Source organism: Pseudomonas sp. R3-57 (assembly GCF_051132065.1).
GTDB lineage: Bacteria > Pseudomonadota > Gammaproteobacteria > Pseudomonadales > Pseudomonadaceae > Aquipseudomonas.
Genome location: NZ_CP071655.1, coordinates 2,009,808 through 2,035,154, shown reverse-complemented (window position 1 = coordinate 2,035,154; position 25,347 = coordinate 2,009,808). Strand labels below are relative to the sequence as shown.

Sequence of the window (25,347 nt, the reverse complement as noted above, 5' to 3'; positions counted from 1 at the left end):
GCCAGCGATGGGGCCACCCGATATTGCGCAATCACTCAGGGCTCACTCCTTGGAAACAGGCAACGGCGCAAACAGCGCCTCGATATCGCCCTGCTCCAATTTGAAACCACCCGTCGTTCCACCCTCCAGCACCGCTCCGGCCAGCGCGGCTTTCTCCTGCTGCAATGCCTGGATCTTTTCCTCAACGGTGCCTTTGGCAATCAGCTTGTACACGAACACCGGGTTGTTCTGGCCGATTCGATACGCCCGATCGGTAGCCTGATTTTCCACCGCCGGGTTCCACCACGGATCGAAGTGAATCACCGTGTCGGCGGCGGTCAGATTCAAACCAGTGCCACCGGCCTTGAGGCTGATCAGAAACAGCGGCACCTTGCCGCCCTGAAAATCCTTCACTGGCGTACGCCGATCAGTGGTATCGCCGGTCAGCAGGGAATAGCCGATCCCGCGCTGCTGCAATTCCTGCTCGATCAATGCCAGCATCGAGGTGAACTGCGAGAACAGCAGAATCCGCCGCCCTTCGCCGAGCAACTCTTCGAGCATTTCCATGAGGCTGAGCAGTTTGCCGCTGCCGGAACGCAGCGCTTTGGCCGTCAGCGGTGTATTGATCAAACGCAGGTCACAGCAGACCTGACGCAGCTTGAGCAAGGCATCGAGAATGATGATCTGGCTGCGTGCGACGCCGCTGCGGGCGATTTCGTCGCGGACCTTTTTGTCCATGGCCACGCGCACAGTTTCATAGACATCGCGCTGACCATCGCTGAGCTCGACCCAATGGACGATTTCGGTTTTCGGCGGCAGCTCTGTAGCGACCTGATCTTTCTTGCGGCGCAGCAGGAACGGTTTTATCCGCGCGGTCAGGTGCTGCATGCGTCCGGTATTGCCGTGTTTTTCGATCGGCGTGCGGTAGTCGCGATTGAAGGTTTTGCTGTCGCCCAGCCAACCCGGCATCAGGAAGTGGAACTGCGACCAAAGCTCGCCCAGGTGATTTTCCAGCGGCGTGCCGCTCAGGCACAGGCGCTGATCGGCCTGCAAATCGCGGGCAGCCTGAGCGGCCTTGCTCACCGGGTTCTTGATGTTTTGCGCTTCATCGAGAATCAGCACACTCCACGGCTGCGGTTGCAGCACTTCCAGATCCCGTGGCAGCAACGCATAGGTGGTCAGCACCAGATCGTATTCGCTCAGGCTGGCGAAGTCTTTTTGCCGGGCCGATCCGTGCAGCGCCAGCACCTTCAGTTGCGGGGTGAAGCGCTGCGCCTCGTCCAGCCAGTTGGGAATCAGGCTGGTGGGCATGACCGCCAAGGCCGGTTGTTCAAGGCGCCCGGCCTGTTTTTCCGTCAGCAAATGCGCCAGGGTCTGCAGGGTTTTGCCCAGCCCCATGTCATCGCCGAGAATGCCGCCCACCCCTAGCTCGCGCAGGGTCTGCATCCAGTTCAGGCCTTCGAGCTGATACGGACGCAACTGCGCGTTGAGGCCGGCAGGTGCAGCGACCGGTGTGTAAGTCGATTCGCGCAGGCGTTGGGCGAAACTGCGCAGGCGTTCGCCGCCCTGCCACGTCAGCGGCACCCCGTCGAGCAGTGTCAGACGCGCCGCATCCGGAGCGCTCAAGCGTAAGCTTTCAACGCGATGGCCGCCCAGATACAACTCACTGAGCGTGGCCATCAGCGGTTTGACCCGGCCGTAAGGCAGTGCGACTTTGCCACCGTCGGCAGCATCAATGCGCCCGCCCTTCAACTCAACCAACAGCAGCTCATCGTCACCGCGCTCTGCCAAGGAAACAGGATCGAGCAATTGCGGCTGGCTACGCAGCAGATGCAGAAGAATCGGCAACAGGCTGTGGCGCTCGCCATTGACGACAATGCCCAATTGCAGATCGAACCACTCCCGACCGGTATCCTCTTCGATCTCGGCGTACCAGTCTTCGACCGGCTCCACGTTGAAATGGAAATTGCTGCCGACATCGACCTCCCAGCCAGCATCGCGCAAGACCGGGATACCCTGCTGGGTAAAGGTCAGCCATGCAGAATCATCGGGCAGCGTGAACATCTCACCCGGAAGATCGATGCTGCTTTTGCGCGAGGCTTTTTTGAAACCGTGTTTTTGCAGTTGTTGACGCAAGGCTTTTTCGGCGACCGGTTGGCGCTGAATCCGCTGGGTCTCGGCGCCCGACAGAATCATGACTTCCGGGTTGCGATCCTGCGCCGGATGGCCGTCGTAGGTGAACAGCAAAGCGGCACGGTGCTCTGGCTCGTATTCCCAGCGCGTGTAGCGTTTGCCGCTCGCCAGGATCAGATAACCCTGGGGAGCCATATCCTCGACGATCCGTTCCGTCAGTTTGTGCGGTGGCGCCACTTTGGTCGCTGCGCTCATGCGATGACTGAATTGCAACGCCTGTTGAGCCGGAATCTCCGGTGCCAGGGCCAGGTGGCAGGCCAGCTTCTCATCGAGATCATTGAGTAACAGGCCGATCTGGCGGTGCTCGCGATCCAGGTAATAAAGCGGCTCCAGCGCCAGCACGTTTTCCACCGGCGCCTCGGCACTTGTCCATTGCGGGCGATAACTGCCGTCAGCCTGTACGGCCCAGGCAAACTGCGCACTGCGGTTGGCGCCTGCCGTCAGCGGCTGCAAGGTTTGAAAATCGAGAAACAGGCGCGACGTGCGCAGAAGCATTTCCAGCAGTTCGGCACCGCTGCTGCCCTCCAGCGGATAACCGCTGTAATAGGCGTGATGGGAGTGCATCGCCACCAGCAGCCGGGCAATGCGCAGATCCTGCTCGGTCAGGTAACCGGGCTGGCGCATCAGCAGGTCCGACAGCGAATATAACGGTTTGACGTCGCGCAGCTCGCCGTTCTTGAGCTGATAAACCTTGAAAATATCCAGCTGCCACTTGCCGGCAACCGGTGAGGCCTTCAGTTGATAAAACAACCGCGTGCTTGCCGCTTGCGAAGTTTTTTCCTCTGCAGGCTGGACGGCCACCGGGATCGTGGAAAGCCAATGCTCGAGTGAGCGACCGAGCTCAACCGTAGCCTCCTGCCCGAAGGCTTCGCGGACATTCATATCCAGACAATAAAGCACCGCCGCACAATGCTTGCAGTCGAAACCGACCGGACACGAGCAATAGCAAAGCAGCCCGCCCGCGCCTCGGTGCCTGGCTATGGAAAGGGTCTGCTCATAGGCTGTCTGATTGGACCCGACGCAGAATGCGGTGATTTGCCTGTCATTGACTTCGAGGATCTCGACGCGATCCTCTAGCGCATAAGCGCGAGCCTTGGCCAGCGCGTTGCTAGTGAACGCGTCGGTCCACGGCAGCGAAAGGATCTCCTCGATAAGTGCGCTCATGAACAGTCCTTAGCCGGCCAATACCCGCGCCAACGTCGATTTGACCTTGCCCATGCCAGCGTGCAGCGCCTGCTCGATCTCGGCCATGGTGATCACTTCGGTGGTCTTGCCCGCCGCCGGATTGACCACCAATGCCAGACAGGCGTAATCCAGGTCCAGTTCTCGCGCCAGCGCGGCTTCCGGCATGCCGGTCATACCGACGATGTCGCAGCCGTCACGCTCCAGGCGCACGATCTCGGCGACCGTTTCCAGACGCGGGCCCTGGGTGCAGGCATAAACGCCCTGGTCGCTGTACTCGCAGCCTTCGGCGGCGACGGCGGCGATCAAGCGCTGGCGCAGCGCTTCGCTGTAGGGAAAGCTGAAATCGATGTGGGTGACGTGTTCCAGGTCATCGGCGAAAAAGGTGTGCTCGCGGCCGCTGGTGTAGTCGACGATCTGGTGCGGCACGCAGAAATGCCCGGTGCCCATGGCCGAATGAATCCCGCCCACCGCATTGACCGCGATGATCGCTTCAGCACCGGCCTGCTTCAACGCCCAGAGGTTGGCGCGGTAGTTGACCTTGTGCGGCGGAAAGCGATGCGGATGGCCGTGACGGGCGAGGAACAGCACTTCCTTGCCGGCGTACTCGCCAATCTGCACCTCGGCCGACGGCGCGCCATACGGGGTGTCCACCGCCAGCGACTGGCGAATGCTCAAGCCTTCGAGCTGGGTCAGCCCGGTGCCACCGATGATTGCGTAAACGGTCATAGCGAAAATCCTTAATCGATCAGTTGAGCGTCTTTGAGCGCGCCGATGGCGGTCAGCCAACGCGGATCCTGACGATAATCGGTGCTGGCAAAGGCCTGACCACGCATGCGTGCAATACGCGCGGACGGCTTGACCTTCATGCGCTGCGCGGCGCTGAGCGCGAGTTCGGCGGCGGCGCGGTCGTTGCACACCAGACCCATGTCGCAACCGGCGGTAAGCGCGGCTTCGATGCGGCTGGCGGCATCGCCGACCACGTGAGCGCCGGCCATCGACAGGTCATCGCTGAAGATCACCCCGTCAAACTGCAATTCGCCGCGCAGGATGTCCTGCAACCAGCGGCGAGAGAAACCGGCCGGTTGCGCATCGACTTGCGGGTAAATGACGTGAGCCGGCATTACCGCAGCCAGCTGTTTGCTGAGCCTGGCGAAGGGCACCAGGTCGTTGGAGCGGATCTCTTCCAGGCTGCGCTCGTCGTTCGGGATCGCCACATGCGAATCCGCCTCGGCCCAACCGTGGCCGGGGAAATGCTTGCCGGTGGCGGCCATGCCAGCGCTGTTCATGCCGCGAATGAAGGCTCCGGCGAGCACCGCGGTGCGCTCCGGGTCGCCTTCGAACGAACGGGTACCGACCACGGCACTGCGCTGATAGTCCAGATCGAGCACCGGGGCGAAGCTCAGGTCGAGACCGACCGCCAGCACTTCGGTGGCCATGATCCAGCCGCACTGCTCGGCTAGGTATTCCGCGTTCGGGTTATCGGCAATGGCGCGCATCGCCGGCAAACGCACGAAGCCCTGACGCAGACGCTGCACCCGACCGCCTTCCTGATCCACCGCCAGCAGCAGATCCGGGCGAACCGCGCGAATCGCCGCGCTGAGCTCGCGCACCTGTCGTGGGTGCTCGATGTTGCGGGCAAAAATGATCAGGCCGCCCACTTCGGGCTGGCGCAACAATTGGCGATCTTCGGCCGTCAGCCAGGTACCGGCGACGTCCACCATCAACGAGCCTTGCAGGCCAGCAGTCATAGAAATTCCTTGGAAACAGAAAACCCGACCCGCAGCCAGTCGCTGCCGTGAGCAGCGCTCGGCAGGTCAGTGACTTTTCTGTTGATCGGGTTCAGAACGAGAATCGGCATGGGCGGCTAGCTTAGCGGATCCCCGCTGCCGCGCCCACCCGTGTGCGGTCAAACCTTGGCGGCGACCGGTGTCGATTTGCTGCGCGGACGCAACTGCGCGGTGGCCATGGCTGCATCAGTGACGCCGGTTTCAGCGCGCATGCCGGCGGCGAGGAATGGCACCATCAGGCGCATCACCTGCTCGATCGAGGTATTGACGCCGAAATCAGTCTCGGCAATCGCCCGCAAGGCCTTGATGCCGGACATGCTGAACGCGGCCGCACCGAGCATGAAGTGCACGCGCCAGAACAGCTCGATAGGTGGAATGCGCGGTGCCGCTTCATTAACCAGCAACATGTAGCGACGAAAGACCTTGCCGTACATGTCTTCGAGATAACGGCGCAAGTGGCCCTGACTCTGACTGAAGGCGAGCCCTAGCAAACGCATGAAGATCGACAGGTCATTGCCGCTGCGCGGTTGAACCACCAGCGCCTGCTCGACGAGAATTTCCAGCAGCTCTTCGAGGGTCGGCTTGTTGTCAGGCTTGGCCTGACGCCGCTCCAGCTCTTTGTCGAGGCTGATGCAGAACGGCCCGAGAAAACGCGAGAACACTGCTTGAATCAGCGCTTTCTTCGAGCCGAAGTGATAGTTCACCGCTGCCAGGTTGACGCCGGCCTTGCTGGTAATCAAACGCAATGAGGTTTCCGCGAAACCTTTCTCCGCGAACAACTGCTCGGCAGCATCAAGAATGCGTTCAACGGTTTCCGACTGGGCCATGGCTACTCCGCCTGACAAACACTTGTTTGAAACATACGTTTCAGCCTATGCATTGTCAAGCCTGCCGGTTCGTTTTGGGAATGGTCGGTCAGCTATTTAACCACACAAGCCCGGCGCTTTAAAAAGCGTGCCTGTCGACCGTCTGGCGGCGTGCCGAAAAACGGCGATTGCCAAGATCGCTTCACTGTATATAATCCCAGTCACTGTATAAAAAGACAGAGCGATCATTATGCTAAAGCTGACGCCACGCCAAGCCGAGATTCTGGCCTTTATCAAACGCTGCCTCGAAGACAACGGCTATCCGCCAACCCGCGCGGAAATCGCTCAGGAGCTGGGCTTCAAATCGCCCAATGCCGCCGAAGAACACCTCAAGGCGCTGGCCCGCAAAGGCGCCATCGAGATGACGCCAGGCGCTTCTCGCGGGATCCGCATTCCCGGCTTCGAAGCCAAACCCGACGACTCCACCCTGCCGATCATTGGCCGGGTCGCCGCCGGTGCGCCGATTCTGGCCCAGCAGCACATCGAAGAATCCTGCAATATCAATCCGGCCTTCTTCCATCCCCGTGCCGACTACCTGTTACGCGTCCACGGCATGAGCATGAAGGACATCGGCATTTTCGACGGCGACCTGCTTGCAGTGCACACCACCCGTGAAGCACGCAACGGTCAGGTCGTCGTGGCCCGTATCGGCGATGAAGTGACGGTCAAACGCTTCAAGCGTGAAGGCAGCAAGGTCTGGCTGATTGCCGAAAACCCGGAGTTCGCCCCCATCGAAGTCGACCTGAAGGATCAGGAACTGGTGATCGAAGGCTTGAGTGTCGGCGTCATTCGCCGCTAATAGGAGGCTTTATGCAGTTCCCACATACCCCTCAGCAAACACAACTGCCTTTGTTCGAAGCGTTTCTGGCGCAACCGTTGGCGCCGATCCTGAAAGATGTGGTCGAGCGCCCATGGACTGCCGAACCTGAAGTATTCAGTGAGCTGTCACTGCGCGGTGCTGCCGGGAACTGCCTGAACCTGCTCGCCCCGATCCTTCGCGAACTCAGCGAAGATCAGGATGCGCGCTGGCTGACGCTGATCGCGCCACCCGCCAGCCTGACGCAAACCTGGCTGCGCGATGCCGGCCTGAACCGCGAACGCATTCTGCTGTTGCAACCGCGGGGCACGCAAAGCGCTCAACAACTGGCGTGCGAAGCACTGCGACTGGGTCGTAGTCACACTGTAGTAACCTGGCTTAACCCGCTGAACGCCAGTTTGCGCCAGCAACTGATCAGCGCCGCGCGTACTGGCGATGCGCAGAGCTTGAATATCCGATTGGGTTGATGGCTGTTACGCGCGCTGTGTGAAGCGCAGGGCTTCTCGATGGACAGAGAAGCCGATCTGAAGCGGCAATGCCTGATGATGAAAACAGGCCAGGATCAATGAAGAACCCGCGGCCCTTCTTCCTTATCAAACTCGCCTTCGACCATGCGGCCGGCCATTTGCACGCCGACGCTCAACATCGCCTTGGCGATTTCGACATGCTGACCCTGCAGGAACGCTTTGGCATCCTCGGAGAAATCCAGTGTCACCAAAGAACCTTCGTCCTCAGCCCTGCGCAGTTCGATTCGGCCGTCTGGTAACTCGACAATTTCTAGAAAGGACGTTGGCATAAAAGTCTGTTCTCCACGAAAGGCAGGCATTATATAGACATCATTCGGGCTTCGCTCAGGATCTTGACCAGTAGCATGTTTCAGATTGCCACCGCGTCAATCGCCCTCAGCATTCATTCAGGCCTTCGCGGAAACGGATGGCCAAGCCTTTCAGATTCTGCCGCCAGCTCTCGAGCTCCTCACGATTCAGTTCCTCCGGGGCCTGCTCTTCATCCAGATTGATCGCCTGAATCAACGGCTGCGTAACGTCGCCCTTGGGTTTGCGCGGCACTCGCGGTGGCTGAAACAAAGCGGAATGCGCTGCCAGCAATTTAGCCAGCCAGGTTTCCGGATTACCCGCCAGCTCGACCATTTCCGCCAGCTCAGGAATCGTAATCGACTCCAGCACTTCACGGGTCAGCAACATTTCTGCACGCGGTGCACTGGCCTGCGGCAGGCGATAGAAACCTGCGATCTCATGGCAAAGCCCCAGCAAGGCACCGTAGAGGTGAAAGAGCGTCGATTCACGCCCGGCCTGAATCAGCGCCAGCGAATTCATTGCCCGGCCTTCCTCGGCGCGAGCCAGGGCTTCCAGCGACAGGCCGGCGAAATAGATCTTCTGGTTGGTGCGGGTATAAAGTTCGTGAGCCATGACGGCAGCCTCCACGACGAAATAATTGCTTCACACAGGCCGGACAGTGTCATGGATCAGCCGATCCGACCGCAAGTACAAAACAAAAAGGCCGCCTGTAAACCCGAGGGTTCACAGGCGGCCTTTTCAGTGCCGGACTAACGCTTACTCAGCCTTGGCTTTCGCGCTGCGCTTGTCTTCCACCGTCCACTTGCCACCGTCGTAATACGCTTTCCAACCGGTCGGCTTGCCGTCGACCTCGGTCTGCACGTATTGCTCCTTGGTCTTGCGGCTGTAGCGGATCACTGCTGGCAGGCCATCAGGATCCTTCTGTGGTGCTTCACAGAGGAAGTGATACTTCGGATCGATCTCGTCCTTGTGCGGCAGAATCTCGATCACCAGCGGAGCACGGGTCTCGCGGTTTTTCGGGAACTGACTGGCCGCCAGGAACAGGCCGGATGCACCGTCACGCAGGATGTAGGTGTCGTTGACCTTTTCGCATTTCAGCTCAGGCATCGTCACCGGGTCCATCTTCGGCGGCGCCGCATCACCGCTTTTCAGCAATTTGCGGGTGTTCTTGCAGGTCGGGTTGGTGCAACCGAAGAACTTGCCGAAACGGCCGGTCTTGAGCTGCATCTCGCTGCCGCACTTGTCGCATTCCAGGCTCGGGCCTTCGTAGCCCTTGATCCGGTAGCTGCCTTCTTCGATTTCGTAGCCGGCGCAATCCGGGTTGTTACCGCAGATGTGCAGCTTGCGCTTCTCGTCGAGCAGATAGGCATCCATTGCCGTGCTGCAGATCGGGCAGCGATGCTTGCCGCGCAGGACCAGCGACTCGGACTCACCCTCGTCGTCCGCAGCGATCTCGTCGCCAGGAACCAGATTGACGGTGGCCTTGCAACGCTCTTTCGGCGGCAGGCTGTAACCCGAGCAACCGAGGAACACACCAGTCGACGCGGTACGGATCTGCATCGGACGGCCGCACGTGGTGCACGGAATGTCGGTCATGACCGGCTGGTTGGCACGCATGCCGTTGTCCGGGTTTTCGGCTACTTCGAGTTTCTTTTTAAAGTCGCCATAAAACTCGTCCAGCACGCTTTTCCAGTCGCGCTCACCTTGGGCCACGTCATCGAGGTTCTCTTCCATGCCGGCGGTGAAGCCGTAGTCCATCAGGTTCGAGAAGCTTTCGGACAGACGCTCGGTAACGATGTCGCCCATCTTTTCCGAATAAAAACGGCGGTTGTGCAGAGTCACATAACCACGGTCCTGAATGGTCGAAATGATCGCGGCATAAGTCGAAGGGCGACCAATGCCACGTTTTTCCATTTCCTTGACCAGACTGGCTTCCGAATAACGCGCCGGCGGCTTGGTGAAGTGCTGCGACGGATCGAGTTTGATCAGCTTCATCACGTCGCCCTGCGCCATGTCGGGCAGCACGTCGTCATCGCCAGGCTTGGCAATTTGCGGCATGACGCGAGTGTAGCCATCGAACTTGAGGATACGGCCCTTGGCGCGCAGCTCGAAGTCGCCAGCGCCGACGCTGACGGTGGTCGACAGGTATTGCGCCGGCAGCATCTGGCAAGCGAGGAACTGGCGCCAGATCAGCTCGTAGAGACGCTCGGCATCACGTTCCATGCCCGCCAGCTTGCTCGGAATGGTGTTGGCGTCAGACGGACGAATCGCTTCGTGAGCCTCTTGCGCGCCTTCCTTGCTGCTGTAGACATTCGGCGCTTCCGGCAGGTACTTCTTGCCGAACTCTTCCTCGATATAAGTTCGCGCCATCGCCACGGCATCAGCCGAGAGGTTGGTCGAGTCGGTACGCATATAAGTGATGTAGCCGGCTTCATATAGACGCTGGGCCATCATCATGGTTTTCTTCACGCCGAAGCCCAGGCGGTTGCTCGCCGCCTGTTGCAACGTGGACGTGATGAAGGGGGCCGACGGCTTGCTGCTGGTCGGTTTGTCTTCGCGCTTGACGATGCTGTAGCTGGAAGCCTTGAGCTTTTCCAGCGCAGCCATGGCCTGGGCTTCGTTCAGCGGCTTGAAGGCTTCACCCTTCTCGCGAGCCACTTCGAAACGCACGGTCGAGCCTTTGGTGGTGCCGAGGTCGGCATGCACTTCCCAGTACTCTTCCGGGTTGAACGCACGAATTTCGCGCTCGCGCTCGACCACCAGCTTCACCGCAACCGATTGCACACGGCCGGCGGACAGGCCGCGGGCGATTTTTGCCCAGAGCAGCGGCGAGACCATATAGCCGACGACGCGGTCAAGGAAGCGGCGCGCCTGCTGCGCGTTGACCCGATCGATGTCCAGTTCGCCCGGCTCGGAGAAGGCCTCCTGAATGGCCTTCTTGGTAATTTCGTTGAACACCACGCGCTTGTAGCGGCTGTCATCACCACCGATGGCTTCGCGCAGGTGCCAGGCAATGGCTTCCCCCTCGCGATCCAAGTCGGTTGCGAGATAGATGGTGTCAGCATCCTTGGCGAGCCGGCGCAGCTCTTCGATGACCTTCTCTTTACCCGGAAGGATTTCGTATTGGGCCTTCCAGCCGTGCTCGGGATCGACACCCATACGCGAGACCAGCTGCTTGCGCGCTTTCTCTTTCGGCGTGAGTACCGGAGCTTCACCCGCGGCAGCCTTGCCACGCTTGGCGGCTGGCTCTTTGCTGGCGCTAGCCGAACCGCTGGTGGGCAGGTCTCGGATATGGCCGATACTCGACTTCACCACGTATTGGTTACCCAGATACTTGTTGATGGTCTTGGCCTTAGCCGGGGATTCCACAATGACCAGCGATTTGCCCATGGATCAGAAAATTCCTGAATTCTAGAAGTGAAAGGCGGTTGGCGCCTGACGCGGCACCGCTATATATAGTTGATACAAGGTGAGGTCAAGCACAGGGTTGTCTGCGCCCTTGCCTCATGCCTTGTCAAAAACGCTCGGTTCGACCTGCACCAAAGCAAAGCGTGGCACCTGTTCGCCGTCAACCTCGACCGACTCGAGAAACATGCTCAGCGGGCGTACCCAAAAGCCGTAATCGCCATACAGGGCTTGGTAGAAGACCACTTCTTCTTCGGTCTCGGAGTGCCGCGCAACACTGAACACACGGTACTGCGGACCTTTGTAATGTTGGTAGAGCCCAGGTTGTATCGGCATGCTTCGGCCCTCACTGAAATTTTTTCAAAATAAAATAAAAAACCCAAAAACAAAAACCGGGGCACTGGGCCCCGGCTTCCATCGACGAGACGCTTAAACGCGTTCGAAGACGGTGGAGATGCCTTGGCCGAGACCAATGCACATAGTGGCCACCCCGAAGGTGCCGCTATTCTGCTTCATCACGTTCAGCAAGGTGCCGGAAATACGTGCACCGGAGCAACCGAACGGGTGACCCAGGGCGATCGCGCCGCCGTGCAGGTTAACCTTCTCGTTCATCTTGTCGAGTACTTTCAGATCTTTCAGCACTGGCAGAGCCTGTGCAGCGAAAGCTTCGTTGAGCTCGAAGAAGTCGATATCGTTGATGCCAAGGCCCGCACGCTTCAGGGCTTTTTGTGTTGCCGGCACAGGACCATAGCCCATGATTGCCGGGTCCACACCCGCCACTGCCATCGAACGGATCACCGCCATTGGCTGGATGCCGAGGTCCTGGGCACGCTGCGCCGACATCACGATCATGCACGAAGCACCGTCAGTGATCTGCGACGAAGTACCGGCAGTCACGGTGCCGCCCTTTGGATTGAAGGCCGGCTTGAGCGCCGCCAGACTTTCCAGGGTGGTTTCCGGACGAATGGTTTCGTCGTAGTCGAACAGTTTCAGGAAACCGTTCTCGTCGTAGCCCTGCATCGGGATGATTTCGTCTTTGAACTTGCCTTCCACGGTTGCCTTGTGGGCCAACTGGTGGGAACGCACGCCGAAGGCGTCTTGCTGCTCGCGAGTGATGCCGTGCATTTTGCCAAGCATTTCCGCGGTCAGACCCATCATGCCCGAGGCTTTCGCCGCGTACAGCGACATGTGCGGGTTCGGATCGACACCGTGCATCATGCTTACGTGGCCCATGTGCTCGACGCCACCGACCACGAACACGTCACCGTTGCCGGTCATGATCGCTTGTGCGGCGGTGTGCAACGCACTCATCGACGAGCCACACAGACGGCTGACGGTCTGGCCGGCCGAGGTGTGCGGAATCTGGGTCATCAGCGACGCCATGCGCGCAATGTTCCAGCCCTGCTCCAGGGTCTGGTTGACGCAGCCCCAGATCACGTCCTCGACTTCCGCCGGATCGACCTTGGCGTTGCGTTCCAGCAATTTGCTGATCAGGTGCGCCGACATGTCTTCGGCGCGGGTGTTGCGGTGCATGCCGCCCTTGGAGCGGCCCATCGGAGTACGACCGAAGTCGACAATCACGACGTCTCTAGGATTCAAGCTCATAAGTTCACTCTCACTCTAGTTGGGGGCGCTTAACCGAAGAAGCTCTGGCCGTTCCTGGCCATTTCGCGCAGCTTCGCGGTCGGGTGGTACAGCGCGCCCAAATCAGCGTACTGGTCAGCCAGGGCAACGAACTCGGCGACACCGATCGAATCGATGTAGCGCAGCGCACCGCCACGGAATGGAGGGAAACCGATACCGTAGACCAGACCCATGTCGGCTTCGGCGGCGGTTTCAACGATGCCGTCTTCCAGGCAACGCACGGTTTCCAGGCACAGCGGGATCATCATCCAGTTGATGATGTCTTCGTCGGTGACTTCGCGCTGCTCGTACACGATCGGCTTGAGCACTTCGAGCACCGAAGGATCGGCGACTTTCTTCTGCTTGCCTTTCTTGTCGGCCTCGTAGGCGTAGAAGCCCTTGCCGTTCTTCTGGCCCAGGCGCTTGGCTTCGTACAGCACGTCGATGGCCGAGCGACGGTCATCCTTCATGCGGTCCGGGAAACCTTCCGCCATCACGTCACGACCGTGGTGGCCAGTGTCGATGCCGACCACGTCCATCAGGTAGGCCGGGCCCATTGGCCAGCCGAATTTTTCCATGACCTTGTCGATACGGACGAAGTCGACACCGGCGCTGACCAGCTTGGCAAAACCGCCGAAGTACGGGAACAGCACGCGGTTGACCAGGAAACCCGGGCAGTCGTTGACGACGATCGGGTTCTTGCCCATTTTCTTGGCGTAGGCAACGGTGGTGGCAACGGCCAGCTCACTCGACTTCTCGCCACGGATCACTTCCACCAGCGGCATCATGTGCACCGGGTTGAAGAAGTGCATGCCGACGAAGTTCTCCGGACGCTTGAGGGCTTTCGCCAACAGGCTGATGGAAATGGTCGACGTGTTGGACGCGAGGATGGTGTCCTCTTTGACCTGACCTTCGACTTCTGCCAGTACCGCTTGCTTGACCTTCGGGTTCTCGACGACCGCTTCGACAACCAGATCCACATGGCCGAAATCACCGTAGGACAGGGTCGGACGAATGCCGTTGAGCACTTCTGCCATTTTCGCGGCGGTCATGCGACCTTTGTCAACGCGGCCAACCAGCAGCTTGGCGGCTTCGGCCAGGCCTTGCTCGATACCGTGCTCGTTGATGTCCTTCATCAGGATCGGCGTGCCTTTGGACGCCGACTGATAGGCGATACCGCCACCCATGATGCCGGCGCCGAGTACGGCAGCCTGCTTCACGTCTTTGGCGATTTCGTCGTAGGCCTTGGCCTTTTTCTTCAGTTCCTGATCGTTCAGGAACAGGCCGATCAAGCTCTGTGCAGCCGAGGTCTTGGCCAGTTTGACGAAACCGGCGGCCTCGACTTCCAGCGCCTTGTCACGACCGAAGTTCGCGGCTTTCTGGATGGTCTTGATCGCTTCGACCGGCGCCGGGTAGTTCGGGCCAGCCTGACCGGCCACGAAACCTTTGGCGGTTTCGAAAGCCATCATTTGTTCAATGGCGTTCAACTTGAGTTTTTCAAGTTTCGGCTGACGCTTGGCCTTGTAATCGAACTCGCCGGAGATGGCGCGCTTGATCAGCTCAAGGGCTGCTTCCTGCAACTTCTCTGGGGCAACCACGGCGTCGACGGCGCTGACTTTCAGGGCGTCTTCAGGGCGGTTTTCCTTGCCGGCGGCAATCCACTCGATCGCGTTGTCGACACCGATCAGGCGCGGCAGACGCACGGTACCGCCGAAGCCTGGGTAGATGCCCAGTTTGACTTCCGGCAGGCCGATTTTGGCTTTGGTCGACATGACGCGATAGTCAGCCGCCAGGCACATTTCCAGACCGCCGCCGAGGGCGATGCCGTTGATGGCCGCTACGGTTGGCACGTTGAGGTCTTCGAAATCGCTGAAGATCTTGTTGGCTTCGAGATTGCCAGCAACCAGCTCGGCATCCGGCAGCTTGAAGTTGTCGACAAATTCGGTGATGTCGGCGCCGACGATGAACACGTCCTTGCCGCTGCTGACGATCACGCCCTTGATCGAAGCGTCTGCCTTGATGGTGTCTACGGCCTGACGCAGTTCGTTCAGGGTTAGACGGTTGAACTTGTTGACGGACTCACCCTTGAGGTCGAATTTCAATTCGACGATGCCACTTTCAAGAGCGTTAACCGTGATGGCTTTACCTTCGTAAATCATCAACTGATCTCCACGATATGGAAGCTGAACAGTACACGTCGGACGCAGGCGAATGGCTCGGCAGGACGCTTTTTCGTCAATGCTAACGCCAATCCACCCGGCACACCCGCCAACGCGATAGTCGGGATTCTGTAGGAGCAGTCTGTAAGACAAACGCTCAATTCATACGCCCGTTTGATTTGGGTACGTCACCTTCTCGGAATTCCCGGCAATTGTCAATCGCCCAAAATACCGGTTGAAACGCGACTTTGCGGTCATTTCCGTAGGACGAAGACCTGCAACACGCACTTGCATGTCCAGCCATTCATAGAATCAATAATTAGAAAAATCGCCCTAATCCATCGCAGCCTTTGTTTAAAGGGCTACGCTGGTGGGACTACAGCGAAATGCACAGCGCGCTTGAAACCGCGTCAGCAGAAAAAACTCTTTCCGGCCTGCCTGGCCAACCCCGCCCGATGAATCATGTCGGGCTTTTTAATGTGCGTCTGCCGGACTTTTCACACCGTTGCAGTGCGAAAAGTCCGCGGGTCATGCAAGCGCTTTCAGTGTTGCGTCAATATCCTGCAAAACCGCAGGGTCACCCTTCTCGCCCCAATACAGCGCAATCATCTGCTTGTCGGCGTCGACCTTGAAAACATTGCCCGGCAATTTTTCGAAATGATTCAGCAATGCACGGTCCTCGCAAACTTCCTGCCATTGATTGACCCACACCCCTGGCGATTTCTGCCAGTACGTCCAGCACGCAGGCTGATTGCCGCGACGCGGGCGATAATACTGCGCACACGGGTTTGGTGGCTGCTGCGTCAGCCAGTGCGGCCATTCCTGGGGTGCCAGTTGCATGGCCAGACCGATGCGTCGCGCCTCTGCGCGCAATGCGATACGCCCGCTTTGCGCGCGCGAAGGGCGCAGCCAGGCCAGCGGACTTAAAACCACCAGCAGGATTGACACCACCAACCAGACCGTCATATCTCTATTCCCCATTCTCGGTGAGCGCCATGTGTCACTCTGGAACCATTGCGCTCGAAACCAGCCATACTTACCACTATTGAAACCTCAGGAGAGCACCTCATGCCCTACCACCACATCCTGGTCGCCGTAGACCTGACCGAAGAGTGCGACCCTGTGATCCACCGCGCCCGCGAGCTTTCGGTCAGCAACGGCGCCAAACTGTCGCTGGTGCATATCGTCGAGCCGATGGCCATGGCGTTCGGCGGCGACGTGCCAATGGATCTGTCACAACTGCAACAACAGCAGTTCGATCAGGCCAAGGAGCGCCTGGAACGTTTGAAGCTCAAATACACCGAACTCGAAGGCGCCAACTGCCATTTGACCTACGGCCAGCCACGCCAGGAAATCCATCACTTCGCCAAGGAACAAACCTGCGATCTGATCGTGGTAGGCAGCCATGGCCGCCACGGTCTGGCACTGTTGCTTGGCTCGACGGCCAACGACGTACTGCACGGCGCGCCGTGCGATGTGCTGGCGGTGCACCTGACGAAGCGCTGAGATACGGTCCCATGTAGGAGTGAGCCTGCTCGCGATAGCGTCCTGTCAGCGACGAAGGTGTCGAATTTCAGGACGCTATCGCGAGCAGGCTCACTCCTACAAGGGAACTGCGCTTACATATGAAAAGCCCGGCGTTCATCACTGAGCGCCGGGCTTTTTCACATCCGGATCAATCAGGCATCCAGTTCGGCCCAACGCTCCACCAGTGCATCCAGCTCGGCCTGCAACTGCTCCAGCGAAGCGATCACCTTGGCCGTCTCTGCCGGCGGACGCTGGTAGAAACCAGCCTCGGCCATTTCCGCTTCGACCGCCGCGATCTGCTGTTCCTTGGCGTCGATATCGCCCGGCAAGGCCTCCAGCTCGCGTTGCAGCTTGTAGCTGAGCTTCTTCTTCGCTGCCGGAGCCGCAGCGGCAGGCGCCGCCACCGGTGCCGGCTCAGCGGTGACTACCGCCGAGTTCAAGTCAGCCTTGCCCGATTTGCTTTCGGTCACGCCCAGCAGACGTGGTGAGCCACCCTGACGGATCCAGTCCTGATAGCCACCGACGTATTCACGCACCTTGCCTTCACCTTCAAAGACCAAGGTGCTGGTGACCACGTTGTCGAGGAATGCCCGGTCGTGGCTGACCATCAATACCGTGCCGTTGAACGTCAGCAGCACTTCTTCGAGCAGTTCGAGGGTTTCGACGTCGAGGTCGTTGGTCGGTTCGTCGAGCACCAGCAGGTTCGCCGGCTTGCTGAACAGCTTGGCCAGCAACAGACGCGCCCGCTCACCACCCGACAGCGCCTTGACCGGCGTGCGCGCACGCTGCGGGCTGAACAGGAAGTCACCGAGGTAACTCAGGACATGCCGGCTCTGGCCGTCGATGTCGATGAAATCGCGACCCTCGGCAACGTTGTCGATCACGGTTTTTTCCAGATCCAGCTGATGGCGCAACTGGTCGAAATAGGCCACGTCGATGCGCGTGCCCTCTTCCACTTTGCCGCTGGTCGGTTGCAGACCGCTGAGCATCAATTTCAGCAAGGTAGTCTTGCCGGTACCGTTGGCGCCGAGCAGACCGATACGATCGCCACGCTGCAACACCATCGAGAAATCCTTGATCAGGAACGGCCCGCCCGGGTGAGCAAAACTCACATTCTCGAGCACCATCACCTGCTTGCCGGACTTGTCGGCGGTTTCCAGCTGAATATTGGCTTTGCCGGTACGCTCGCGACGTTCGCTGCGCTCCACACGCAAGGCTTTCAGCGCACGTACACGGCCTTCGTTACGAGTGCGACGGGCCTTGATACCCTGACGGATCCACACTTCTTCCTGAGCCAGACGCTTGTCGAACAGCGCGTTGGCGGTTTCTTCAGCGGCCAGTGCAGCTTCTTTATGCACGAGGAAACTGGCGTAGTCGCCGTTCCAGTCAATCAGGCCGCCGCGGTCCAGCTCGAGAATGCGCGTGGCAAGGTTCTGCAGGAAGGAACGGTCGTGCGTGATGAACAGTACGGCGCCCTGGAAATCCTTCAGCGCTTCTTCGAGCCAGGCAATCGCCCCGATATCCAGGTGGTTGGTCGGTTCGTCGAGCAGCAGCAGATCCGGCTCGGAGACCAGCGCCTGTGCCAGCAGCACGCGACGACGCCAGCCGCCGGACAATTCGGCGAGGGTCTTGTCGGCCGGCAGCTGCAGGCGGCTGAGGGTGCTGTCGACCAACGTCTGCAAGCGCCAGCCATCGCGGGCTTCGAGGTCGTGCTGGACGTGCATGAGCTTGTCCAGATCGGCATCGGTGACGATGTTCTGGCTCAGGTGATGGTATTCGGCGAGCAATGCACCAACGCCATCGAGGCCTTCGGCAACCACGTCGAACACGGTCCGCTCGTCGGCTACCGGCAATTCTTGCGGCAATTCGCCGATTTTCAGACCGGGGGCACGCCACACCGAGCCGTCATCGGGCTTCTGGTCGCCCTTGACCAGTTTCATCATGCTGGACTTGCCAGTGCCGTTGCGGCCGATGATGCACACCCGCTCACCACGGGCGATCTGCCAGGACACCTTGTCCAACAACGGCATAGCGCCGAACGCAAGGGACACATCGCTGAATTTGAGCAGGGTCATGAGCTTCTCCAAAAACCGGGCGCGTATTCTACCTGAACCAGCGCTCGCGCAGGCCGGCAATTTGTCTGTGGAAGCACTCTGCACAACATTTGTTGCGAACTTGTGCTGCGAGCCCTGCAAAGCTTTCGCCGCTTGCTGGCAAAAGGCTAAGCTACAGACAATTCAGTGCCGACCGAGGTCGGCACTTGTCATGATTTCTCTGCCCGGATGTCTCATGCGCAGTCGCCTTTTCAGTGTTTTGTCCTGTTTGTTTTTCACCGCCGCTGCCGCTCAATCCGCCCAGGCGGTGGACCTGTCCACCCAACGCCAGTATTACGATGAAGCCAAGCGCGCGCTGGCCAAGGGCGATACCGGCCCGTATTTCCGTTACAGCCAGGCGCTGGCCGATTATCCGCTGGAGCCGTATCTGGCTTATGACGAACTGACCGCGCGCCTGAAATCCGCGAGCAATGCCGAGATCGAGAAGTTTCTCGCCGAGCACGGTGATCTGCCTCAGGCCAACTGGATGAAACTGCGCTGGTTGCGCTGGCTCGCCGACCGCGGCGACTGGGCAACCTTCGTCAAGTATTACGACCCGAAACTCAATTTCACCGAACTCGATTGTCTGAATGCGCAATACCAGATCAGCCACGACAAGAAAGCCGAGGGTTACGCCAACGCGGAAAAACTCTGGCTGACCGGCAAATCGCAACCGGCGGCGTGTGACGCGCTGTTTGGCATTTGGGCAGCGGACGGCCAGCTCACCGAACAGAAACGCTGGGAACGCACCAAACTGGCCGCGCAAGCGCGTAATTATCCGCTGGCGAACAGCCTGATCAACGGCTTGACCACCCTCGCCCCGCGCGGTCGTTTGCTGGTCGATGTCGCGCAAAAACCCGAGCTGCTCAATCAACCGTCGCGCTTCACCCCGGCCGATGAACCGATGTCCGACGTGGTCAGCCTCGGCCTGCGCCGCCTCGCCCGTCAGGACCCCGACAAGGCCATGGCCCTGCTCGACGGTTACGCCAGCAGCATGCATTTCTCCCGCGATGAAAAAGTCGCGATCGCCCGCGAAATCGGCCTGACCCTGGCCCGCCGCTTCGACAGCCGCGCCCTCGATGTGATGACCAAGTACGACCCGGAGCTGCGCGACAACACCGTTTCCGAATGGCGCTTGCGTCTGCTGTTGCGTCTGGCCCGCTGGGATGACGCCTATGAACTGACCAAACGTCTGCCACAGGATCTGGCCACCACCAACCGCTGGCGCTACTGGCAGGCGCGCAGCCTTGAACTGGCCCAGCCGCAGAATCCGCAAGCCCAGACGCTGTACAAGAACCTCGCGCGCGAGCGTGACTTCTATGGCTTCCTCGCCGCTGATCGCTCGCAATCGCCGTACTCGCTGAACAACAAGCCGCTGGTGCTCAGCCAGGCCTTGATCAACAAGGTGCGCAACACGCCGGGCGTGCGTCGCGCGCTGGAATTCCACGCGCGCGGGCAGATCGTCGACGGTCGCCGCGAGTGGTATCACGTCAGCCGCCATTTCAACCGTGACGAAATGGTCGCCCAGGCCAAACTCGCCTATGACCTGAAGTGGTATTTCCCAGCCATCCGCACCATCAGCCAGGCGCAGTATTGGGACGATCTCGACATTCGCTTCCCGATGGCCCACCGCGACGCGCTGGTACGCGAAGCCAAGGTGCGCGGCCTGCATTCCAGCTGGGTGTTCGCCATCACCCGCCAGGAAAGCGCTTTCATGGACGACGCCCGCTCCGGCGTCGGCGCCAGCGGCCTCATGCAATTGATGCCCGGCACGGCCAAGGAAACCGCGCGCAAGTTCAGCATCCCGCTGGCCTCGCCGCAGCAGGTGCTCGACCCGGACAAGAACATCCAGCTCGGCGCTGCTTACCTGAGCCAGGTGCACAGCCAGTTCAACGGCAACCGCGTCCTCGCCTCCGCCGCCTACAACGCCGGCCCGGGCCGCGTGCGCCAATGGCTGCGCGGCGCCGATCACCTGAGTTTCGACGTCTGGGTGGAAAGCATCCCGTTCGACGAAACCCGCCAGTACGTGCAGAACGTGCTGTCATACTCGGTGATCTACGGCCAAAAGCTCAACTCGCCACAGCCGCTGGTGGATTGGCATGAGCGATATTTCGACGATCAGTGAGAACGAGCTGACGCCGAGCCATAAAAAATGCCCGTATCGTGAGATACGGGCATTTTTGTTGAAACGCTCGAAGCCTTATTTTCGTTTCGATCTGGCGGCGGCGGCTGTTCCGAGGTCAGTCAGGCGATATCTCTGGGTTGGGCTTTTCGGATTTTCCGGATCAGACATTTTGATCAATCCGGCCGCCAATGCTGGCTTGAGATAGTTTGTTCTGAAAGTCGCTCGATGTGTCAGCCCGATCTCGACCATCAGCTCGCTGGTTCTCATGGATCGGTTTGCGAGTATCGGCAACAGCCTCTCTACTGGGTCGGTTACTGGGTCGGTCACCGTCTCTGAACCAATCGCCTCACGCAGCGAAACGTTCAATGCCTGCAGCATGTACTCAACGAACGGCGTAGCCTCAGCCATCCGGTCAGCCGCCGACAGCGCTGCGTAACAGGCGTCCTGTTCCTCGCGTATGACCGCCTCAACAGGCAGATAAGCCAGTACCGGTCGCCACTGACTGAGTATCAACGTTTGCCACAACCGCCCCATTCGCCCGTTTCCATCTGCAAACGGATGGATGAACTCGAATTCATAGTGAAAAACACAACTGGTGATCAATGGATGCCAGTCCGAGTTGTCTAGCCATGCCAGCAAATCGTCGATCAACGCAGAAATCCGGCTCGGCGGCGGGGCCATATGAACCAATTGATCACCGCGATAAATCCCGACGCCCGCACGACGCAGGCGTCCGGATTCATCAATCAACCCCTGCATCAATAACTCATGGGCTCGAAGCAGGTCGGCCCTGCTGGCTGGCTGTCACTGTGGCATGGCCTCATAAGCCGCGAAAGCATTGCGCACTTCCTGGATTTCTTTCGGCAACCCAAGCACTCGACGTCCTGCGAGAACGGCGGTGACCTGCTCGATGCTCAACGTATTGTTTTCAATCGCCAGAGAAGCCTGAATCGTTCGAATACGATTGCTGCGGCGCAGTTGCGGCGTCTGCCTGTTGTCGTCCACAGCCGAGAGCTGACCGATTTGTTCGCTGATATCCGCAATCAGCGCGATCATTCGGGCGGTGAGAGTCAACGGCGGTTGATAACGACTCATTTGTCCATCCAGGCATTCAAACAGGCCGCCATAATGCCCGATACACGCACCATTGATCACAGTTGATCAGCGATTCCTTTCCCATCATTGAACTGCAACGCCGCCAACCGCGCATACAGCGCATTGCTGGCAATCAGTTCCTGATGCGTACCTATCGCCACAAGCCTGCCCTGATCCATCACCGCAATCCGGTCGGCATTCTTGACCGTGGCCAGACGATGGGCGATCACCAGCGTGGTGCGGTTGTGCATCAGGCTGGGCAGGGCTTGCTGGATCAGGTGCTCGCTCTGCGCGTCGAGGGCGCTGGTGGCTTCGTCCAGCAACAGGATCGGCGCGTCGACCAGCAACGCCCGGGCGATGGCCAGACGCTGGCGCTGGCCACCGGAGAGTCCGAGGCCGCCATCGCCCAGATGCGTCTGGTAGCCGTCAGGCATCTGCTCGATAAAGTCGTGGGCGTGGGCGATGCGGGCGGCTTCCTTGACCTGTTCCAGCGTCGCCGTCGGGCACCCATAGCGAATGTTCTCCTCAACAGTGCCGAAGAACAACGCAGGCGTTTGTGAGACAAGGGCAAAGCAACGGCGCAAATCCAGCGGATCAAGACTTTTCAGTGGTACGCCGTCGAGAAAAAACTGTCCCGCAAGCGGATCGTAGAAACGCAGCAACAGGTCATACACCGTGGACTTGCCCGCACCGGACGGCCCGACCAATGCGAGGGTTTCGCCCGCGTTCACCGTCAGATTCAAGCCATCGACCGCATAGCTTTCTGGACGCGACGGGTAGGAAAACCGCACATCCTTGAGTTCGAGTTCACCTTTGACCCGGGCCGGCAAGGTCACCAGCCCAGTGGTGGGTGGCTGGATGATGTTCTCCGAGCGCAGCAGTTCGGCGATACGTTCAGCGGCACCGGCCGCGCGTTGCAGTTCACCGATGACTTCGCTCAAGGTGCCGAATGCGCTGCCGACGATCAGACTGTAGAAAACGAATGCCGCCAGCTCACCTGCGGAAATCCGCCCGGCCATGACGTCCATGCCGCCGACCCACAACATCACTGCCACCGCGCCGAGCACCAGCACGATCACCAGGGTGATCAGCCATGCGCGCTGAAAAATCCGTTTACGCGCAGTCTCGAACGCCTGCTCGACCGTCGAGGCAAAGCGCTGCTCGTCCTGGACTTGATGGTTATAGGCTTGCACGGTTTTGATCTGCCCAAGGGTTTCGGAAACGTAGCTGCCAATGTCAGCGATCCGGTCCTGGCTCAGGCGCGACAGATTGCGCACGCGTCGGCCGAACAGCAGAATCGGCGCGATCACCAGCGGCAGTGCGATCACCACGATGCTGGTGAGCTTGGGGTTGGTTATGAACAGCAGCACGACGCCGCCGATCACCATCAGCAGGTTGCGCAAAAACAGCGACAGCGAAGAGCCGATCACCGATTGCAGCAGCGTGGTGTCAGCGGTGAGGCGCGACTGGATTTCCGAGCTGCGGTTGTCCTCGTAAAAACCCGGATGCAGATACACCAGATGGTTGAATACCTGACGGCGAATGTCAGCGACCACACGCTCGCCGATCCACGACACCAGATAGAAACGCGCAAAGGTGCCCACCGCCAGCCCGAGCACCAGCAGCATGAACAGCCCTATGGACTGGTTGAGCAGATGCGGCGATCGGGTCATGAAGCCCTGATCCACCAGTAATTTGATGCCCTGCCCCATCGACAAGGTAATGCCGGCGGTCACGATCAGTGCGAGCAGCGCGCCAAAGGCGTGCCAGCGATACGGCAGGAGAAAATGACTGGTCAGACGCAAAGCGCGCCGGTGCCGGGAAGAAAGCATCGAAATCATGGAATTCACGTCTGCGCTGGGTGAATAGGGCCTGCCTGTTGACTCAGATGGGGTGGAACTCTGTAAATCACAATGAGTCAGGTTAAATATGCCCGTGATCACAAGATGCTAGAAACGATTGGTCTAAGGTTGCGGTTGAGACGAACGGCCATTTCTGTTTGAGTAAAGATGCCGTTCGCCGACCGACCACAGGGAGCTGTCACAGCCCGGTCACGCGGCGGTTTTAATCTAGGCGCACAACCTGATGAGGAGACAGGCCATGTCCTTGCAACACACTAGCGAAGACAAGATTCAAGTGATTCGCACCAAGCCCGATCAGTCTCTGGGTTGCTCGATTATCGATAAGGACGGGCGTGAAGTACCGATCACTGAAGGCATGATCCAGAATGCGTGCCGCGAACTGGACAAGCGATTGGTCAAGCCTGCCAAACAAAAATGATATAGCCACCGTCTTCCTGACCCGGCCCTGTTTGCCGGGTTTTTTATGGGTGCAATTCAGGATCTGTATTGCGGCCTTCGCGAGCAGGCTCGCTCCCAGATGGGTATTCCATTCACTGAAGATCCCTTGTGGCAGCGAGCGTGCTCGCGAAAGCATCGCCGCGGCTTTCTAGACTGCCACAGCCCCCAGCGCCGCGACGATTTGCGCCAATGCCGGCGCCTCCCCTTGAATCCGCACCTGCAAACCTTCAATCTCGCGCCGCACCGGATACTGCTTGCGCAGCACATCAAACGCCGCACGCTGCTCAGCGACATTGCCTACAAGGCTGCGGCGGAAATCCGCATCGTCACGGCGTGGGTCATATACGCCACGACACAACATCGCCAGCGCCCACGCCGGGTCGCTGTCGGCGTGCAGCGAGACTTGCGACAACCAGGGCGCCGGCAGCAGATCAGCGAGCTGAATGCTCGCGGGTTGGCCGATAAAGGTGCAATACGCCTGATAGATCTGCGCTGTGCCGCGCTGCTTGCCATCGAGGCTGTAACCGGCGATGTGCGGGGTCGCCAGCACGCAGAGATCCGCCAAGGCGACGTCGACTTCGGGCTCGGCCTCCCAGACATCGAGCACGGCCTGCAGATCTTCACGCTCCAGCAGCACCTGACGCAGCGCGATGTTATCTACCACCGGGCCGCGCGCCGCGTTGATCAGCCATGCGCCGGGCTTGAGCTGGCGCAAACGTTGCTCATCAAACAGATGCCAGGTTGCGCCTTCACCGCTACGTGTCAGCGGTGTGTGCAGGCTGATCACATCGCACTGCTCGATGATTTGGTCGAGGCTAACGTAATCGCCGCCTTCGGCAGCCTGACGCGGCGGGTCGCAGACTTTCACATTCCAACCCAGGCCTTTGAGCACGTTGATCAAGCGACCACCGACTTCACCCGCACCAACAACGCCGTAGGTGCGCCTGGCCAGATCGACACCTTCGATTTCGGCAAGAGTCATCAGGCTGCCCAGCACATAATCGACCACGCCACGGGCATTGCAGCCCGGTGCGCTCGACCACGTAATGCCGGCCTGATTGAAGTAGTCCAGATCCAGATGATCGGTGCCGATCGTGCACGTGCCGACAAAGCGCACCTTGCTGCCCTCCAGCAACGCCCGGTTGACCTGGGTCACCGAGCGCACGAGCAGTACGTCGGCCTGCTCGACCGTCGCACGGACGATGGCACGGCCGGGCACTCGGCGGATCTCGCCGAAACCGGCAAAAAAGGCATCGAGCAGCGGGATATTTTCGTCGGCAACAATCAGCATGGCGGGCTCCTTGGGCGGATCGGCAGTTTAGGTGCAGATCGCTTCCCGGGCCAGCAGCCTTTGCGCTTACAAATCCACAACGAGGAT

Annotated in this window: 19 protein-coding genes and 1 pseudogene; 5 read left to right on the top strand and 15 right to left on the bottom strand. The window is 59.6% G+C overall.

Going from position 1 to position 25,347, the window contains the following annotated elements:
• Positions 1 to 42: 42 nt before the first annotated feature.
• From J3P93_RS09285 to J3P93_RS09270, 4 genes are all read right to left on the bottom strand, one after another.
• The gene (locus J3P93_RS09285; RefSeq protein WP_434596770.1) at positions 43 to 3,336 is read right to left on the bottom strand and encodes an SNF2-related protein; all 3,294 of its coding nucleotides are present in this window, start codon (positions 3,334 to 3,336) and stop codon (positions 43 to 45) included.
• 9 nt (positions 3,337 to 3,345) lie between these two features.
• Positions 3,346 to 4,083 (bottom strand): S-methyl-5'-thioinosine phosphorylase, encoded by a 738-nt coding sequence (locus tag J3P93_RS09280; protein WP_090284738.1) that lies wholly within the window; start codon positions 4,081 to 4,083, stop codon positions 3,346 to 3,348.
• Positions 4,084 to 4,094: 11 nt separating this feature from the next.
• On the bottom strand, positions 4,095 to 5,105 hold the full coding sequence (nagZ, locus tag J3P93_RS09275; RefSeq protein WP_434596768.1) for a beta-N-acetylhexosaminidase: 1,011 nt from the start codon (positions 5,103 to 5,105) through the stop codon (positions 4,095 to 4,097).
• Between the two features lie 158 nt (positions 5,106 to 5,263).
• A complete protein-coding gene (locus tag J3P93_RS09270) occupies positions 5,264 to 5,971 on the bottom strand; it encodes a TetR/AcrR family transcriptional regulator (RefSeq protein WP_090284742.1) in 708 nt (235 codons plus the stop codon).
• A gap of 229 nt (positions 5,972 to 6,200) precedes the next feature.
• Here J3P93_RS09270 and lexA point away from each other — a divergent pair, with 229 nt between their 5' ends.
• A complete protein-coding gene (lexA, locus tag J3P93_RS09265; protein ID WP_090284744.1) occupies positions 6,201 to 6,809 on the top strand; it encodes a transcriptional repressor LexA in 609 nt (202 codons plus the stop codon).
• Positions 6,810 to 6,820: 11 nt separating this feature from the next.
• Positions 6,821 to 7,294 carry an SOS-induced cell division inhibitor SulA gene (gene sulA / locus J3P93_RS09260; RefSeq protein ID WP_434596765.1) on the top strand — a complete coding sequence of 158 codons (474 nt, stop codon included), beginning with the start codon at positions 6,821 to 6,823 and terminating at the stop codon, positions 7,292 to 7,294.
• Between the two features lie 95 nt (positions 7,295 to 7,389).
• Here sulA and J3P93_RS09255 read toward each other — a convergent pair whose 3' ends face one another.
• The 7 genes from J3P93_RS09255 to J3P93_RS09225 form a co-directional block, all read right to left on the bottom strand.
• A complete protein-coding gene (locus J3P93_RS09255) occupies positions 7,390 to 7,623 on the bottom strand; it encodes a hypothetical protein (protein ID WP_003226592.1) in 234 nt (77 codons plus the stop codon).
• Positions 7,624 to 7,729: 106 nt separating this feature from the next.
• On the bottom strand, positions 7,730 to 8,254 hold the full coding sequence (locus J3P93_RS09250) for a DUF6586 family protein (RefSeq protein ID WP_434596763.1): 525 nt from the start codon (positions 8,252 to 8,254) through the stop codon (positions 7,730 to 7,732).
• A gap of 144 nt (positions 8,255 to 8,398) precedes the next feature.
• On the bottom strand, positions 8,399 to 11,032 hold the full coding sequence (gene topA / locus J3P93_RS09245) for a type I DNA topoisomerase (protein WP_434596761.1): 2,634 nt from the start codon (positions 11,030 to 11,032) through the stop codon (positions 8,399 to 8,401).
• Positions 11,033 to 11,146: 114 nt separating this feature from the next.
• Entirely contained in the window at positions 11,147 to 11,383 is a 237-nt protein-coding gene (locus tag J3P93_RS09240; RefSeq protein ID WP_093099868.1) for a DUF1653 domain-containing protein, read from the bottom strand.
• A gap of 93 nt (positions 11,384 to 11,476) precedes the next feature.
• A complete protein-coding gene (gene fadA / locus J3P93_RS09235) occupies positions 11,477 to 12,652 on the bottom strand; it encodes an acetyl-CoA C-acyltransferase FadA (RefSeq protein WP_007910465.1) in 1,176 nt (391 codons plus the stop codon).
• A 29-nt stretch (positions 12,653 to 12,681) separates the two neighbouring features.
• Positions 12,682 to 14,829: a fatty acid oxidation complex subunit alpha FadB gene (fadB, locus tag J3P93_RS09230; RefSeq protein WP_434596758.1), complete on the bottom strand. Its 2,148-nt coding sequence runs from the start codon at positions 14,827 to 14,829 to the stop codon at positions 12,682 to 12,684.
• A gap of 528 nt (positions 14,830 to 15,357) precedes the next feature.
• Positions 15,358 to 15,795, bottom strand: coding sequence for a hypothetical protein (locus J3P93_RS09225; RefSeq protein ID WP_434596756.1), 438 nt, complete (start codon positions 15,793 to 15,795; stop codon positions 15,358 to 15,360).
• A 102-nt stretch (positions 15,796 to 15,897) separates the two neighbouring features.
• Here J3P93_RS09225 and J3P93_RS09220 point away from each other — a divergent pair, with 102 nt between their 5' ends.
• On the top strand, positions 15,898 to 16,335 hold the full coding sequence (locus J3P93_RS09220) for a universal stress protein (protein ID WP_434596754.1): 438 nt from the start codon (positions 15,898 to 15,900) through the stop codon (positions 16,333 to 16,335).
• Between the two features lie 173 nt (positions 16,336 to 16,508).
• On the opposite strand, the gene J3P93_RS09215 is transcribed toward J3P93_RS09220, so the two are convergent.
• Positions 16,509 to 18,431 carry an ATP-binding cassette domain-containing protein gene (locus J3P93_RS09215; RefSeq protein WP_208940392.1) on the bottom strand — a complete coding sequence of 641 codons (1,923 nt, stop codon included), beginning with the start codon at positions 18,429 to 18,431 and terminating at the stop codon, positions 16,509 to 16,511.
• Between the two features lie 214 nt (positions 18,432 to 18,645).
• Between J3P93_RS09215 and J3P93_RS09210 the strand changes: the two genes are divergently transcribed.
• Entirely contained in the window at positions 18,646 to 20,574 is a 1,929-nt protein-coding gene (locus J3P93_RS09210; RefSeq protein WP_434596752.1) for a transglycosylase SLT domain-containing protein, read from the top strand.
• Positions 20,575 to 20,649: 75 nt separating this feature from the next.
• On the opposite strand, the pseudogene J3P93_RS09205 reads toward J3P93_RS09210, so the two are convergent.
• Positions 20,650 to 21,669 (bottom strand): annotated as a pseudogene (locus J3P93_RS09205) (Fic family protein).
• 56 nt (positions 21,670 to 21,725) lie between these two features.
• Positions 21,726 to 23,510, bottom strand: coding sequence for an ABC transporter transmembrane domain-containing protein (locus J3P93_RS09200; protein WP_434596750.1), 1,785 nt, complete (start codon positions 23,508 to 23,510; stop codon positions 21,726 to 21,728).
• A gap of 259 nt (positions 23,511 to 23,769) precedes the next feature.
• On the opposite strand from J3P93_RS09200, the gene J3P93_RS09195 reads away from it, so the two are divergent.
• Positions 23,770 to 23,949, top strand: a complete 180-nt coding sequence (locus tag J3P93_RS09195; RefSeq protein ID WP_434596748.1) for a PA1571 family protein — start codon at positions 23,770 to 23,772, stop codon at positions 23,947 to 23,949.
• 168 nt (positions 23,950 to 24,117) lie between these two features.
• Here J3P93_RS09195 and pdxB read toward each other — a convergent pair whose 3' ends face one another.
• Positions 24,118 to 25,260 (bottom strand): 4-phosphoerythronate dehydrogenase PdxB, encoded by a 1,143-nt coding sequence (pdxB, locus tag J3P93_RS09190; RefSeq protein WP_434596746.1) that lies wholly within the window; start codon positions 25,258 to 25,260, stop codon positions 24,118 to 24,120.
• Positions 25,261 to 25,347 lie beyond the last annotated feature (87 nt).

Bases quoted from the DNA above. Each gene is read 5' to 3' on its own strand.
- lexA (WP_090284744.1), top strand. From the start codon at position 6,201: ATGCTAAAGCTGACGCCACGCCAAGCCGAGATTCTGGCCTTTATCAAA.
- J3P93_RS09250 (WP_434596763.1), bottom strand. From the start codon at position 8,254: ATGGCTCACGAACTTTATACCCGCACCAACCAGAAGATCTATTTCGCC.
- J3P93_RS09220 (WP_434596754.1), top strand. From the start codon at position 15,898: ATGCCCTACCACCACATCCTGGTCGCCGTAGACCTGACCGAAGAGTGC.
- sulA (WP_434596765.1), top strand. From the start codon at position 6,821: ATGCAGTTCCCACATACCCCTCAGCAAACACAACTGCCTTTGTTCGAA.
- topA (WP_434596761.1), bottom strand. From the start codon at position 11,032: ATGGGCAAATCGCTGGTCATTGTGGAATCCCCGGCTAAGGCCAAGACC.
- fadA (WP_007910465.1), bottom strand. From the start codon at position 12,652: ATGAGCTTGAATCCTAGAGACGTCGTGATTGTCGACTTCGGTCGTACT.
- J3P93_RS09195 (WP_434596748.1), top strand. From the start codon at position 23,770: ATGTCCTTGCAACACACTAGCGAAGACAAGATTCAAGTGATTCGCACC.
- J3P93_RS09210 (WP_434596752.1), top strand. From the start codon at position 18,646: ATGCGCAGTCGCCTTTTCAGTGTTTTGTCCTGTTTGTTTTTCACCGCC.
- J3P93_RS09215 (WP_208940392.1), bottom strand. From the start codon at position 18,431: ATGACCCTGCTCAAATTCAGCGATGTGTCCCTTGCGTTCGGCGCTATG.
- fadB (WP_434596758.1), bottom strand. From the start codon at position 14,829: ATGATTTACGAAGGTAAAGCCATCACGGTTAACGCTCTTGAAAGTGGC.
- J3P93_RS09270 (WP_090284742.1), bottom strand. From the start codon at position 5,971: ATGGCCCAGTCGGAAACCGTTGAACGCATTCTTGATGCTGCCGAGCAG.
- J3P93_RS09225 (WP_434596756.1), bottom strand. From the start codon at position 15,795: ATGACGGTCTGGTTGGTGGTGTCAATCCTGCTGGTGGTTTTAAGTCCG.
- J3P93_RS09280 (WP_090284738.1), bottom strand. From the start codon at position 4,083: ATGACCGTTTACGCAATCATCGGTGGCACCGGGCTGACCCAGCTCGAA.
- nagZ (WP_434596768.1), bottom strand. From the start codon at position 5,105: ATGACTGCTGGCCTGCAAGGCTCGTTGATGGTGGACGTCGCCGGTACC.
- pdxB (WP_434596746.1), bottom strand. From the start codon at position 25,260: ATGCTGATTGTTGCCGACGAAAATATCCCGCTGCTCGATGCCTTTTTT.
- J3P93_RS09285 (WP_434596770.1), bottom strand. From the start codon at position 3,336: ATGAGCGCACTTATCGAGGAGATCCTTTCGCTGCCGTGGACCGACGCG.
- J3P93_RS09240 (WP_093099868.1), bottom strand. From the start codon at position 11,383: ATGCCGATACAACCTGGGCTCTACCAACATTACAAAGGTCCGCAGTAC.
- J3P93_RS09255 (WP_003226592.1), bottom strand. From the start codon at position 7,623: ATGCCAACGTCCTTTCTAGAAATTGTCGAGTTACCAGACGGCCGAATC.
- J3P93_RS09200 (WP_434596750.1), bottom strand. From the start codon at position 23,510: ATGATTTCGATGCTTTCTTCCCGGCACCGGCGCGCTTTGCGTCTGACC.